The organism is Variovorax paradoxus (assembly GCF_030815975.1).
Taxonomy (GTDB): Bacteria; Pseudomonadota; Gammaproteobacteria; order Burkholderiales; family Burkholderiaceae_C; genus Variovorax; species Variovorax paradoxus_N.
In genome coordinates this window covers 4877846-4891033 of record NZ_JAUSXL010000002.1, presented here as the reverse complement: position 1 = coordinate 4891033, position 13188 = coordinate 4877846, and the positions used below count along the sequence as shown (strand labels likewise).

Annotated in this window: 11 protein-coding genes; 7 read left to right on the top strand and 4 right to left on the bottom strand. The window is 67.9% G+C overall.

Going from position 1 to position 13188, the window contains the following annotated elements:
- The 3 genes from cysW to QFZ47_RS26725 all read left to right on the top strand — a co-directional run bounded on the left by cysW (position 1) and on the right by QFZ47_RS26725 (position 2605).
- A complete protein-coding gene (gene cysW / locus QFZ47_RS26735) occupies positions 1–894 on the top strand; it encodes a sulfate ABC transporter permease subunit CysW (RefSeq protein WP_307658513.1) in 894 nt (297 codons plus the stop codon).
- Between the two features lie 86 nt (positions 895–980).
- A complete protein-coding gene (locus QFZ47_RS26730) occupies positions 981–2078 on the top strand; it encodes a sulfate/molybdate ABC transporter ATP-binding protein (RefSeq protein WP_047783468.1) in 1098 nt (365 codons plus the stop codon).
- Positions 2075–2605: a disulfide bond formation protein B gene (locus QFZ47_RS26725; RefSeq protein ID WP_307658512.1), complete on the top strand. Its 531-nt coding sequence runs from the start codon at positions 2075–2077 to the stop codon at positions 2603–2605. Before QFZ47_RS26730 ends, QFZ47_RS26725 begins: the two co-directional genes overlap by 4 nt.
- Here the strand turns inward: QFZ47_RS26725 and QFZ47_RS26720 are convergent.
- From QFZ47_RS26720 to QFZ47_RS26705, 4 genes are all read right to left on the bottom strand, one after another.
- Positions 2575–3267 (bottom strand): P-loop NTPase family protein, encoded by a 693-nt coding sequence (locus QFZ47_RS26720; protein ID WP_307658511.1) that lies wholly within the window; start codon positions 3265–3267, stop codon positions 2575–2577. The two genes, QFZ47_RS26725 and QFZ47_RS26720, sit on opposite strands and share 31 nt — an antisense overlap.
- A 74-nt stretch (positions 3268–3341) precedes the next feature.
- Complete coding sequence (locus QFZ47_RS26715) at positions 3342–4640, bottom strand: type II toxin-antitoxin system HipA family toxin (protein WP_307658510.1); 1299 nt, start codon at positions 4638–4640, stop codon at positions 3342–3344.
- On the bottom strand, positions 4637–4960 hold the full coding sequence (locus tag QFZ47_RS26710; RefSeq protein WP_307658509.1) for a helix-turn-helix domain-containing protein: 324 nt from the start codon (positions 4958–4960) through the stop codon (positions 4637–4639). The genes QFZ47_RS26715 and QFZ47_RS26710 overlap by 4 nt, the downstream gene beginning before the upstream one ends.
- 69 nt (positions 4961–5029) lie before the next feature.
- Positions 5030–5791 carry a hypothetical protein gene (locus QFZ47_RS26705; RefSeq protein ID WP_307658508.1) on the bottom strand — a complete coding sequence of 254 codons (762 nt, stop codon included), beginning with the start codon at positions 5789–5791 and terminating at the stop codon, positions 5030–5032.
- Positions 5792–5904: 113 nt separating this feature from the next.
- Here QFZ47_RS26705 and smc point away from each other — a divergent pair, with 113 nt between their 5' ends.
- The 4 genes from smc (at position 5905) to QFZ47_RS26685 (ending at position 13188) form a co-directional block, all read left to right on the top strand.
- Positions 5905–9420 carry a chromosome segregation protein SMC gene (smc, locus tag QFZ47_RS26700; protein WP_307658507.1) on the top strand — a complete coding sequence of 1172 codons (3516 nt, stop codon included), beginning with the start codon at positions 5905–5907 and terminating at the stop codon, positions 9418–9420.
- A 12-nt stretch (positions 9421–9432) separates the two neighbouring features.
- On the top strand, positions 9433–10533 hold the full coding sequence (locus tag QFZ47_RS26695; RefSeq protein WP_307658506.1) for a cell division protein ZipA C-terminal FtsZ-binding domain-containing protein: 1101 nt from the start codon (positions 9433–9435) through the stop codon (positions 10531–10533).
- A gap of 22 nt (positions 10534–10555) precedes the next feature.
- Positions 10556–12640, top strand: a complete 2085-nt coding sequence (gene ligA, locus QFZ47_RS26690) for an NAD-dependent DNA ligase LigA (protein ID WP_307658505.1) — start codon at positions 10556–10558, stop codon at positions 12638–12640.
- 116 nt (positions 12641–12756) lie between these two features.
- The gene (locus tag QFZ47_RS26685) at positions 12757–13188 is read left to right on the top strand and encodes a hypothetical protein (RefSeq protein ID WP_307658504.1); all 432 of its coding nucleotides are present in this window, start codon (positions 12757–12759) and stop codon (positions 13186–13188) included.

The following is a 13188-nucleotide window of genomic DNA, read 5'->3' as shown; positions in this document are numbered from 1 at the left end:
ATGAGTGCGCCTTCCAAAATCATTCGCCGCGCGCAGGCCGGCACCACCGAATCGCCCTGGGTGCGCTGGACGCTGATCGGCCTTGCGCTCGCGTTCATGTTCCTGTTCCTCGTGCTGCCCCTGGCCGCCGTGGCCACGGAAGCCTTGCGCAAGGGCCTCGATGCCTATATCGAGGCGCTGAAGGAGCCCGACGCCTGGAGCGCGATCCGCCTCACGCTGATCACGGCCGCCATCGCGGTGCCGCTGAACCTGGTGTTCGGCGTGGCCGCGGCCTGGGCCATCGCCAAGTTCGAGTTCCGCGGCAAGGCCTTCCTGACCACGCTGGTGGACCTGCCGTTCGCGGTGTCGCCGGTGGTGGCGGGCCTGATCTACGTGCTGGTGTTCGGCGCGCAGGGCTGGCTCGGCCCGTGGCTGGCCGAGCACGACATCAAGATCATCTTTGCCGTGCCCGGCATCGTGCTGGCGACCGTGTTCGTGACCTTCCCGTTCATCGCGCGCGAACTCGTGCCGCTGATGCAGGCGCAGGGCACCGACGAAGAGCAGGCCGCCATCGTGCTGGGCGCGACCGGCTGGCAGACCTTCTGGCGCGTGACCCTGCCCAACATCAAGTGGGGCCTGCTGTACGGCGTGATTCTTTGCAATGCGCGCGCCATGGGCGAGTTCGGCGCGGTGTCGGTGGTGTCGGGCCACATCCGCGGCCAGACCAACACCATGCCGCTGCATGTGGAAGTGCTCTACAACGAATACCAGTCGGTGGCGGCCTTTGCCGTGGCCTCGCTGCTCGCCATCCTGGCGCTGGTCACGCTGGTGATCAAGTCGGTTATCGAGTGGCGCCACGAACGCGAGATGAAGGCGATTGCCGAACTGCCGCCCGAGCGGCCCACGGCGGCTTGAAGATTTTTGGGTGGGGGAGAACCCTCACCCCGGCCCTCTCCCCGAGGGGTGAGGGAGTCATCAGAGGAAGACACAGGCAGAGATCCATGAGCATCGAAATCCGCAACATCAGCAAGCAGTTCGGCGACTTCCGGGCGCTGAACAACGTGAACCTCGACGTGGAGTCGGGCGAGCTCGTCGCGCTGCTCGGCCCCTCGGGCTGCGGCAAGACCACGCTGCTGCGCATCATCGCGGGGCTGGAAACGGCCGACACCGGCAGCATTCTCTTTTCGGGCGAAGACACCACCGACGTGCACGTGCGCGAACGGCAGGTCGGCTTCGTGTTCCAGCACTACGCGCTGTTCCGCCACATGACGGTGTTCGAGAACGTCGCCTTCGGCCTGCGCGTGAAGCCGCGCAAGGAGCGCCCGAGCGACGCGCAGATCAGGCAGAAGGTGACCGATCTGCTCAAGCTGGTGCAGCTCGACTGGCTGGCCGACCGCTATCCTTCGCAGCTCTCGGGCGGCCAGCGGCAGCGCATCGCGTTGGCGCGTGCGCTGGCGGTGGAGCCCAAGGTGCTGCTGCTCGACGAGCCCTTCGGCGCGCTCGACGCGAAGGTGCGCAAGGAGTTGCGCCGCTGGCTGCGCCGGCTGCATGACGAACTGCACGTCACCTCCATCTTCGTCACGCACGACCAGGAAGAGGCGCTCGAGGTGGCCGACCGCGTGGTGGTCATCAACAAGGGCCGCATCGAACAGGTCGGCTCCCCGCAGGAGGTGTGGGACCAGCCCGCGAGCCCGTTCGTCTACGGCTTCCTGGGCGACGTCAACCTGTTCCATGGCCGGGCCGACAACGGCGCGGTGCAGCTGGACGGCATGCGCCTGGATTCGCCCGAACACAGCGGCGCGCGCGACGCCAAGGCGATGGCCTACGTGCGCCCGCACGACCTTACCGTGGAGCGCTACACCGCCGGCGCCACCGGCATCGTGGCCACCTTGTCGCGCGCCATCGTGGTCGGCCCGATCGCACGGCTGGAACTTGAGCCCACCGAAACGAATCCAGATAATCCGGGCTCCGGAACCATCATCGAGGCGCAACTCCCTGCGCAACAGTTCCGTGAACTGGGCCTGCAGGAGGGCGACACCGTCGTCGCCACCCCGCGCAAGGCCCGGGTGTTCGTAGAAGAAGATTGGGTTTCCCCTTGATCGATTGGTACTTCGGCGCGCCGCGCCGCGCGTATGGGCTGATCTGCCTGGCCTGCGTCCTGATGCTGGCCTTCGGGCTCTACCTGCAGCACGTGGTCGGCCTCGAGCCTTGCCCCATGTGCATCGTGCAGCGCTATGCGCTGGTGCTGGTGGCGCTGTTCACCGGCCTGGCCGGCGTGTTCAGGAGCCGTGGCCTGCAGGCAACGGGCGGTGTTCTGGCGCTGGTGTCGGCCATTGGCGGCGCCTACACGGCGGCCTCGCAAAGCTGGCTCCAGTGGAATCCGCCCGAGGTCGTGACCTGCGGGCGCGACCTCTACGGAATGATCGAGACCTTTCCGCTCAAGCGGGCGTTGCCGATGATCTTTCGCGGCGGCGGTGATTGCTCGAAGGTCGACTGGTCGCTGCTCGGCCTGACGCTGGCCAACTGGTCGTTCATTGCCTTCGTGGTGCTGGCGGTTCTGCTGCTCGTGCTGCTGCTTCGCCGGCCCGCGGCGCGCTACAACGGCAGGGTATCGAAGGCCGCATAGGCGGTCGCCAGCCAGGACTTCACGCGCTGGCGCTCCAGCAGGCCGAGCGCGTGGGCCCCCTCGCGGTCGTTCACGGCCTTCCAGAAACTGGTGTTCTGCGCATCGATCTTGCGCATGCTCGCCTCGTGCAGGCGCGGCAGGGTGATCACGCGGGCGCCGTTCGCGGTGGCCTTGGAGAGCGACTGCGACGCCAGCAGCATGCCGAAGTCGCTGCCGCGGCCGTAGTTCTGCACCACGAAGTAGTTGGGCCGGTTGCCGAAGGTGTCGATCAGCGCGCCGAGCAGGTCGGTGGAGTCCTTGCCGTCATCCAGCACATGCCAGAAGTTGACCGCCACGCCCAGCTCGTCGAACACGTCGAACAGGTCCGACTCCTTGATCCAGCGCGACAGCGGCGCCAGCGTCTGGGCCGCAAGGTCGACGATGACGCTCTGCTTCGGGTTGGTCTCGAAGCCGTTCACCACGGTGTCCAGGCCCTCGAAGCTGTCGACCACGATCGGCGAGGCAAAGCCTTCGTAGAAGCGCGTGAACGAGCTGTGCGAGCGGTCGGTGTCGAATCCCGTGAAGGGCTTGCTGTGGTCGATGAAGTACTGCGCCAGCACGCGCGCCGTGACCGACTTGCCGACACCGCCTTTTTCGCCGCCGATGAAATTGATGGAGCTCATGAATTGCTGCTGCCTCGAATGGGTGGAGGAGTGAAGGGCCGGATCATTCTAGGGGCCGCGTTTTTTCTTTTCTCCTACTTGCCGCGCCTCGCCATGCCTTGCAGCAAGGGATGTGCCTGCAAGCGCTGCTGCAGCCGTTTTTTCCACGCGGCAGGCAGCGCCGATGCATCGATCATCGCGGGCCAGTGGCTGCGCGCGAGCCGCGCCGTGTCCGCGATGGCGCGCCGCACCAGCGGCTCGTGCAGCCCGGCCGAGAAGCAGAAGGCGCGCACGCTGGCGGGCGTGAACAGGGCGGTGCGTCTGGGCGCGGCCTCGCCGGGCGCCGCAGGCAACAGGGGCAGGGCATGGCCGTCGACGCCCTGGAGCGCCGCATAGGCCACGATGTCGTAGGCGGGGGCCAGCCGCGGCGCGATGCCGTCGGGGTACAGCACGCCGAAGTTCTTCAGATGCGCGTCGGGGTTGCCGAGCAGGTCGTTCACCGCGAGGCGCCGCACGAGTTCGAGCACCGCTTCTTCGCCGAGCGACGGAAAGGCTCGCATGGCCAGCGCCATGTCGAGGTAGCTGGCGCTGTACTTGTGCATCGGGTCGACCGCGAGCACCTGCGCGAAATCCTCGAAATGGATGCGGCGCGCGCCTTCGCGGTCGAAGCGCGTCACGGCCAGAAAGTCGGGCTCGTCGGGCAGCGCATAGCTGTGCTCGGCCGCAATGGCCGAGAGCGGCGCGAGTTCGGCATGGCAGACCTCGACGCCGGCCGCGCCCGCCAGCTGAAGCGACAGCATTTCCAGCTGCGGCATGTGGGGGCGCCCGGCCACGGGCAGCTTGGCGATCACGCGCGTGCTCGCGCCGGCACGGGTGCGGGCCACGTAGCGCCCGCCCTGCCGGCGCAGGCCGAGCTTGGGCTGCACGCCCGACACCGAGATGCCTTGCGGCATGGGCAGCTCGACCACCGACATCTCGAGTGCATCCTGGTCCTGGGTGATGAGCCGCTGCAAGGTGCCGCGGTCGACCGCAACCGGCCGGGCGCTCACCGCGCCGGGCAGGTCGCCGCCGCAGGCCGCGAGCAGCTCGAAATGGTCGTTCTCGCGGCAGCCGCGCAGTTGCGCGATATGGCTGCGCAGCACGCCTTCGGGCAGCAGGTTCTGGAAGAAGCGCGGCAGCTGCCCGCCTTGCGCGTTGAAGAGCGGGTTCTTGACGTCGCTCCACAGCGCCGCCTGCGCCGAGGGATCGCTGGCCACCATCGAAAGCGAAAGCACCTCGGGCGGCGGCGCGGCCACCAGTTCCGGCTCCGCCACGAAGCGGCACAGGTCCGCGTACTGGAAGAGCTTGCCGAAGCGGCGTGTGCCGAGCGAGATCTCGAGGATCTTGACGTTCATGGCGAACGCTTCCTGGAGCGGGGCTCTGAAGCCGTTGGCGCCGCCGCATGGCCGACGGCGTTGCCGATGCGCGTGGGCACCGGGCGATAGCCGGGATCGGTGTCCGCGCGTTCGCCGAAGCCCTTGGGCGCGAGCTGCAGTTCGAGGCCCAGGGCATCCACCAGCGCCAGCAGCGAGGACATCTGCGGATTCCCCTTCAAACTGAGCGCATTGCGCACCGAGCGCTCCGTCAGGCCGGAGCGCAGCGCGATCTGCGCATTGGTGAGGCCCCCGGCGTCGCGCCGGGCCGTCAGGGCGGCAATGAGTTCCTGCTTGGTCACGGAAACATATTACCGCAAATAGCCATTTGGGAAATATGTTTCCTAAATCCTGGGCGCCCTGGGCGCCTTCTACTTGGGCACCAAGGTGAAGAAAGGCATCACCACGCCCATGACCCAGTTCTGGCCGAAATCGAGTGCCGCGCGCCGGTATTTCTCGTCGGCCTGGGCGGCCAGCAGGTCGAGCCGCGCCACCACCTTGGAGAGTTCGCGGTCGGCCACCAGGTTGCGCCCGCGCTCGCTGATCTCGGTGGCCAGCAGCAGCGGCTGGCCGTCGGGGCCGGTCTTGGAGGCAATCAGCCAGAGCGATATTTCGAAGTTGCGCGCGGCCCGGTAGCTGTTCTCGGCGTTGACGCCGTCGAGCATGGTCTGGTCCCAGGTGTCGCCATTGGCCTGCTTGAGCATCGTGGCCCAGCCGACCACCAGCGCCGCCACGCGGTCTCCCTCGTAGCCCTGCGGCCCGGTGTCGAAGGCGAGGCGGATGGCATCGATGCCGGTGGCGCCGCGCAGTTCGGGCAGCGCGGGGCCGGTCAGCACCGCATCCCAGGCGCGCTGGGCGGCCGCCTCGATGCTGGCGGCCGACTTGCGCCATTCGCGCGGATTGCGCCGGTAGAGCGTGGTCTGCACGCGCCGGATCGATTGCAGGTTGTCGCGCAGCGAAAGGTTGGCGATGCGGTTGGCGCCGGACTGCAGCCATTCCTGGTTGCCATAAGGTGCGGCGCGCTCGGTGGAACGCACGGCCGCGCAGCCGCCAAGGCCCAGCAGGGCGGCCGCGCCCGACAGCAGGCAAGCGCGGCGCGCGGCAAGGGGTGATGAAACCAGGGAATCGCTCATGCCCTGACGTTATCATCCACGGCTGGGGCGGCGGCCTGTCTCGAACGGCAGGTCCGTGCAATTTTCCTTACAAATCAACACCTTGGCATCGTGCCAAGGCAGGCCGACAAGTCGTGCGTCTCAATTCCATCAAGCTTTCGGGCTTCAAGTCGTTCGCCGAACCCACCAACTTCCTGCTGCCGGGCCAACTGGTCGGCGTCGTCGGGCCCAACGGTTGCGGCAAGTCGAACATCATGGATGCGGTGCGCTGGGTGCTGGGCGAGTCGCGCGCGTCGGAGCTGCGCGGCGAGTCGATGCAGGACGTGATCTTCAACGGCACGACCACGCGCAAGCAGGCCAGCCGTTCGAGCGTGGAACTGGTATTCGACAACGCCGACCACCGCGCAGGCGGCCAGTGGAACCAGTTCGGCGAAATTGCGGTGCGGCGCGTGCTCACGCGCGATGGCACCAGCAGCTACTACATCAACAACCAGCCGGTGCGCCGCCGCGACGTGCAGGACGTGTTCCTGGGCACGGGCCTGGGCCCGCGCGCCTACGCCATCATCGGCCAGGGCACGATCAGCCGTATCATCGAATCCAAGCCCGAGGAACTGCGCCTGTTCCTCGAAGAGGCAGCGGGCGTCTCCAAGTACAAGGAGCGCCGGCGTGAAACCGAGAGCCGCCTGGGCGACACGCGCGAGAACCTCACGCGCGTGGAAGACATCCTGCGCGAGCTCAACGCCAACCTCGAAAAGCTGGAAAAGCAGGCCGAGGTGGCCGCGCGCTACAACACGCTGCAGGGCGAGGCCACGAAGAAGCAGCACCAGCTGTGGTTCCTCAAGCGCAGTGAAAGCGATGCCGACCAGGCCAGGATCAAGGCCGATTCGGAAAAGGCCATCAACGACCTCGAATCGCGTACCGCCGACCTGCGCCGCATCGAGTCCGAACTCGAAACCGTGCGCCAGGCCCACTACGCGGCCGGCGACCAGGTCAACCAGGCCCAGGGCAAGCTCTACGAAGCCAGCGCCGAAGTGGGCCGCCTCGAAGGCGAAATCCGCTTCGTGGTCGAAGGCCGCCAGCGCGTGGAGCAGCGGCTCGTTCAACTGCGTGAGCAGATGGGCCAGTGGGGCCGCCGCCGCGAAGAGGCCGAGGCAGAGATCGAAACGCTGGCCGGCGCTGGTGTGGACGCCGAGGAGCAGGCCATCCTGCTGGCCGCGCAGCTCGAAGAACACGACGCGCGCATGCCCGAGCTCGAGGAAGCCGTGCAGCGCGCCCAGGACGAGGCCAACACGCAGCGCACGGCCGTCTCGCAGGTGCAGCAGCAGATCCAGGTGCTGGCCGCCGACCAGCGCAACATCGAAGAACAGAGCCGCCAGCTCACGCAGCGCAGCGAACGCCTGCGCGCCGACCAGAACGCGCTGGCCGCGCCCGACGAAGCGCGCCTGCAATCCCTGCAGGAAGAGCACGCGGCCGCGCAGGAGGCCGCGAGCGAGGCCGACGCCCGGCTGCACGAGCTGCAGGAATCGGTGCCGCAACTCGACGACGAACGCCGCGCCAAGCAGCAGGCCGTCAACACCGAAGGCGCGCGCCATGCCGAACTCTCGGCGCGGCTCGAGGCGCTGCGCGCGCTGCAGGAAAAGGTCAAGACGGACGGCAAGCTGGCGCCCTGGCTTGCCAAGCACGGGCTCGAAGGCATGCAGGGGTTGTGGAGCCGCATCCACATCGAGCAGGGCTGGGAAAGCGCGCTCGAAGCGGCGCTGCGCGAGCGCCTGGGCGCGCTCGAGGTCAGCCGGCTCGACATGGTGCGTGCCTTCGGCAACGATGCGCCGCCTGCCAAGCTCGCGTTCTACAGCCCGCCCGCGGCCGGGGCACCGCAGGACGGCGGCGCACTGCCGCGCCTGTCGAGCCTGCTGCGCCTGAACGATGCGGGCCTGCAGGCCTTGCTGACCGATTGGCTGCACGGCTGCTACACCGCGCAGAGTTTCGAAGAGGCGCTCGCGCAGCGCGGCACGCTGCAGCCGGGCGAAGTCATCTACGTGCAGAACGGCCACGCCGTGTTCTCGCACAGCGTGAACTTCTACGCGCCCGATTCCGAACAGGCCGGCCTCTTGGCGCGCCAGCAGGAAATGGAAAACCTGGAGCGCCAGCTGCGCGCCCAGGCGCTCATCAGCGAAGAAGCGCGCACGGCGCTGGTCCGCGCCGAGGCCGCCTATGCCGATGCCGCGCAGCGCCTCGTCACGGCGCGCCGCGAAGCCGCGGAAACGCAGTCGCGTGCGCATGAACTGCAGGTCGAGACGCTGCGCATGACGCAGCTCGCCGAGCAGACGCGCGCGCGCAGCGAACAGCTGGCCACCGACCTTGCCGAGGTCGACGCACAGCTGGAGGAGCTGCAGGAAAAGCGCATGGCCGCCGAAGGCCGCTTCGAAGAGCTCGACATGCAGCTGGCCGACAGCCAGGAGCGCCATGCGCAGCTCGACGAACGCGTGATCGACGCCGGCCGCGCGCTGGCCGCGAGCCGCGAGCAGCATCGCAGCCTCGAGCGGCAGGCGCAGGAGGCCACCTTCTCGCAGCGCACGCTCGAAGCCCGCCGCGGCGAGCTGAACCGCGCGATCGAAACCGCATCGCAGCAGGTGCTGTCGCTCACCGATGAAGACGAGCGCGCCCGCGCCGAACTCGGCCGCCTGTCCGATGCAGCGGCCCAGGCCGGCCTGCAGGACGCGCTGGCGCTCAAGCTCGAGCGCGAAGCCGCGCTGGGTGCGGCGCGCAGCCAGTACGACGATCTCACGATGAAGCTGCGTGCCAGCGACGAACGCCGGCTGCAGCTCGAGCGCGAACTCGATCCGCTGCGCCAGCGCATCACCGAATTCCAGCTCAAGGAACAGGCCGCGCGGCTGGGCGTGGAGCAATACCAGCAACTGCTCGACGACGCCGGCGCCGACCTCGAAGCCATTGCCCAGTCGATCGAAACCGACAAGGTCCGCCTCGCCGGCCTGCAAGGCGAAATCGACCGCCTGAACCGCGAAGTGGTGGCGCTGGGGGCGGTCAACCTGGCCGCGCTCGACGAGCTCGCCGTGGCCAGCGAGCGCAAGACCTTCCTCGATGCGCAGTCCGCCGACCTGAACGAAGCCATCGGCACGCTCGAAGATGCCATCCGCAAGATCGACGCCGAAACGCGCGACCTGCTGGGCGGCACCTTCAAGATCGTCAACGAGCACTTCAGCCGCATGTTCCCCGAGCTGTTCGGCGGCGGCAACGCGCGCCTGGTGATGACGGGCGACGAAATCCTCGATGCCGGCGTGCAGGTGCTGGCGCAGCCGCCGGGCAAGAAGAACCAGACCATCCACCTGCTCTCGGGCGGCGAGAAGGCGCTCACGGCCATCGCGCTGGTGTTCGCGATCTTCCAGCTCAACCCGGCGCCTTTCTGCCTGCTCGACGAAGTGGACGCGCCGCTGGACGACGCCAACACCGAACGCTATGCCAAACTCGTGACCGCCATGAGCCGCGAAACCCAGTTCCTCTTCATCAGCCACAACAAGATCGCCATGGAAATGGCCGAGCAGCTGATCGGCGTCACCATGCAGGAGCAGGGCGTCTCGCGCATCGTCGCGGTCGACATGGAAGCGGCCGCATCCATGGTCGAAGCTGCTTGAGCCGGGCAGCGCATGAGCAATCTCACTCTCGCCCTGGCCATCCTCGGCGGCCTCGTTCTCGCGGCCGTCGTTGCCTTCAACACCGTGACCTCGCGCCGCAATGCACCGCGGCAGCCCGACGTTGCGGGCAATGACTTGTCCGAAGCGGATCGGCCATCTTCCTCGTCCGACGGCGTGGAGCCGATGCTGCATGTCGATCCGCACCAGATGCCGGGCCATGAACGCCACGAGCCCCTGTTCGATCCCGACCTGCCCGCGCCCGCGGGCAGCGCGGTGCCAACGGCCGAGCGGCGCGGCGGGCTCGATCCGCTCATCGACGTGATCGCACCGGTGTCGCTGGACGGGCTCGCATCGGGCGATGCCGCCATCGCGGCCATGCCGTCCACGCGCCGCGCGGGCAGCAAGCCCGTGGCCATCGAAGGCTTGAACGAGCACACCGGCCAGTGGGAGCCGCCCGTGCCGGGCCAGCGCTACAGCGCGTTCCAGGTGGGCGTGCAGCTGGCCAATCGCACCGGGGCGCTGAACGAAATCGAGTATTCAGAATTCGTCGTCAAGGCCCAGGCCTTTGCCGATGCCGTCAACGGCGCTCTCGAATTTCCCGAGATGCTCGACGAAGTGGCGCGCGCCCGCGAACTCGACCAGTTCGCCAGCGCGCATGACGCCCAGCTGGGTTTCGTGCTGCGCGCGCTGCATGCGGCGTGGAGTCCTGGCTACGTGCAGCAGAATGCGGCGCGGCTGGGTTTCGTGGCCGGCATCATCCCGGGGCGCATGGTGCTGCCGACCAGCGAGGCGGGGCTGCCTCCGATCCTCGGACTTTCGTTCGACACCCAGGCCGCGCTGGCCGACGATCCGGCGCAATCGGCCATCCGCGAGCTCAGCCTGAGCCTGGACGTGCCGCAGGTCGACCGCGCCGAACAGCCGTTCCGCCGCATGCGCGAAGCCGCCGCCACGCTGGCGCGCGAGATGGACGGCGTGGTCACCGACAGCGACGGACAGCTGCTGCGCGAAGACACCATGGACGTGATCGGCGCCGACCTCGAGCAGCTCTACGACACGCTCGAATCGCGCGACCTGGCCGCCGGCTCGCCGCTGGCGCGCCGTCTTTTCAGCTGATCCGATCGTTCGGGAGACACCCATGACCAAGCGCGACGAAGCGGCACGCGAAGCCGCCGCACTGAGCGAACAGCTTCACAAGCACGCCCATCTCTACTACGTGCTCGACGCGCCCGAACTGCCCGACGCCGAGTACGACAGATTGTTCCAGCGGCTGCAAGCGCTGGAAGCCGAATACCCCGAACTGCGCACCCCCGATTCGCCCACGCAGCGCGTCGGCGGCAAGGTGCTCGAAGGCTTTGTGAAGGTGCGCCACAAGGTGCCGATGCTGTCGATTCGCACCGAGACCGACATCACGCCCGGCGGCGCCAGCGCCTTCGATGCCCGCGTGCGCAAGGAACTGGGCCTGGCCGAAGACGGGCCGCAGGTCGAGTACGTCTGCGAACTCAAGTTCGACGGCCTGGCCATGAACCTGCGCTACGAGAACGGCGTGCTGGTGCAGGCCGCGACGCGCGGCGACGGCGAAGTCGGCGAAGAAGTCACGCAGAACATCCGCACGGTGCGCGAGATTCCGCTGCGGCTCAACGGCAAGGCACCGCCCGTGGTCGAGGTGCGCGGCGAGATCTACATGAAGCGCGCCGACTTCGAGGCGCTCAACGAACGCCAGCGCGAAAAGATCGCGGCCGGGCAGAAGAACGAAAAGGTCTTCGTGAACCCGCGCAACGCCGCGGCCGGCGCGGTGCGCCAGCTCGATCCGGCCATTGCGGCGGCACGGCCGCTGAGCTTTTTTGCCTACGGCCTCGGCGAGGTCACGCCGGCCAGCGAAGGCGGGCCGGACTTCCCGACCCAGTTCGAATGGCTGCAGCAGTTCGATGCCTGGGGATTCCCGGTGGCCAGGCAGACTGCCCGTGCGACCGGCGCCATCGAACTGATCGCCTTCCACGAGAATATCGGGCGCCAGCGCGTTGCCTTGCCCTACGACATCGACGGCGTGGTCTACAAGGTCGACAGCATCGAGCTGCAGCGGCGGCTGGGCTTCGTCTCGCGCGAGCCGCGCTGGGCCGTGGCGCACAAGTACCCGGCGCAGGAGCAGATCACCGAAGTGCTCGGCATCGAGGTGCAGGTGGGACGCACCGGCAAGCTCACGCCGGTGGCCAAGCTCGCGCCCGTGTTCGTCGGCGGCGTGACCGTGACCAACGCCACGCTGCACAACGAGGACGAGGCACGCCGCAAGGACGTGCGCGTGGGCGACAAGGTGATCGTGCGGCGTGCCGGCGACGTGATTCCCGAAGTGGTCGGCGTGGTGCCCGAAAGCCTGGCCCGGCCCGACAGCGAGCGCGGGCCGCTGTTCACCATGCCGCACCAGTGCCCGGTGTGCGGATCGGAGGCGCTGCGCGAAGAAGGCGAAGTCGACTACCGCTGCACCGGCGGCCTGTTCTGCGCGGCCCAGCGCAAGGAGGCCATCCTGCACTTTGCGGCGCGGCGCGCGGTCGACATCGACGGGCTCGGCGACAAGCTGGTCGAGCAACTGGTCGATGCCAACCTGATCCGCACCTTGCCCGACCTCTACAGGCTCGAGTTCACCACCCTGGCGGGCCTGGACCGCATGGCCGACAAGTCGGCCAAGAACCTCGTCGATGCGCTCGAGGCCTCGAAGAAGACCACGCTGCCGCGCTTCCTGTTCGGGCTCGGCATCCGGCATGTGGGCGAGAGCACGGCCAAGGACCTGGCCAAGCATTTCGGCAAGCTCGACGCGATCATGGATGCGAGCGAGGAGCACTTGCTCGAGGTCAACGACGTCGGCCCGGTCGTCGCGCAAAGCCTGCGCACCTTCTTCGACCAGCCGCACAACCGCGAAGTGGTCGAGCAGCTGCGCGCATGCGGGCTCACGTGGGAAGAGGGCGAGCCCGCCGCCCGCGCGCCCAAGCCGTTGGCGGGACTGACCTTCGTGATCACCGGCACCCTTCCTACGCTGAGCCGTGACGAGGCGAAGGACAAACTGGAAGCAGCCGGTGCCAAGGTGGCGGGCTCCGTCAGCAAGAAGACCAGCTACCTGGTGGCCGGCGAGGAAGCCGGCAGCAAGCTCGACAAGGCGCGCGAGATCGGGGTGAACGTGATCGACGAGGCGGGTATGCTGGAGATACTCGCCAACGGCGTGCCGGATTGAAGGGGTGAAGGCCCCCGGCGGTGTTCTTACCGCCGGTTACGTGGCTTCACACCAGCGCAGTCAACAGGGCCTACAAGCTGACACGTTGAAGATAGAAGGCTGACAAGGAGTCCCTCATGCAGAAAATTCGTGTTCTCGGTATCAGTGTCGCCATTGGCGGCTTAGCGCTGCTCGGCGGCTGCGTGGCCGTCCCGGGCGACCCTTACTACAGTGGGGGCTATTCGCAGCCGTACTACTCGGATCCGGTGGTGGTGAACCCGGCGCCGGTCTATATCCAGGGCGGCGGCTACTACGACGGCGGGCGCCGCTATTACGACCGCCCCTACTACAACAACAGGCCCTATTACGGACGGCCGGGCTACCCCGCGGTGCGACCGGTGCCTGTGCCCGTGCCGGTGCCTTCACGTCCCGGCTGGGGCGGCGGCGGCGGCGGACGGCCGCCGGCCAATGCCGGCGTATCGCCGCTGCCGCAGTACCGGTCGCAGCCGCCGCGCGGCTCGGAGCGGCTGTGGACCTCACCGGATTCCAAGGGGCAAACCCCTCCATGA

What these genes read in the sequence shown, in the direction of transcription:
- QFZ47_RS26715 (WP_307658510.1), bottom strand. Translation starts at nt 4,640, where the DNA reads ATGAACGTCAAGATCCTCGAGATCTCGCTCGGCACACGCCGCTTCGGC.
- ligA (WP_307658505.1), top strand. Translation starts at nt 10,556, where the DNA reads ATGACCAAGCGCGACGAAGCGGCACGCGAAGCCGCCGCACTGAGCGAA.
- QFZ47_RS26730 (WP_047783468.1), top strand. Translation starts at nt 981, where the DNA reads ATGAGCATCGAAATCCGCAACATCAGCAAGCAGTTCGGCGACTTCCGG.
- QFZ47_RS26705 (WP_307658508.1), bottom strand. Translation starts at nt 5,791, where the DNA reads ATGAGCGATTCCCTGGTTTCATCACCCCTTGCCGCGCGCCGCGCTTGC.
- QFZ47_RS26720 (WP_307658511.1), bottom strand. Translation starts at nt 3,267, where the DNA reads ATGAGCTCCATCAATTTCATCGGCGGCGAAAAAGGCGGTGTCGGCAAG.
- QFZ47_RS26685 (WP_307658504.1), top strand. Translation starts at nt 12,757, where the DNA reads ATGCAGAAAATTCGTGTTCTCGGTATCAGTGTCGCCATTGGCGGCTTA.
- cysW (WP_307658513.1), top strand. Translation starts at nt 1, where the DNA reads ATGAGTGCGCCTTCCAAAATCATTCGCCGCGCGCAGGCCGGCACCACC.
- QFZ47_RS26695 (WP_307658506.1), top strand. Translation starts at nt 9,433, where the DNA reads ATGAGCAATCTCACTCTCGCCCTGGCCATCCTCGGCGGCCTCGTTCTC.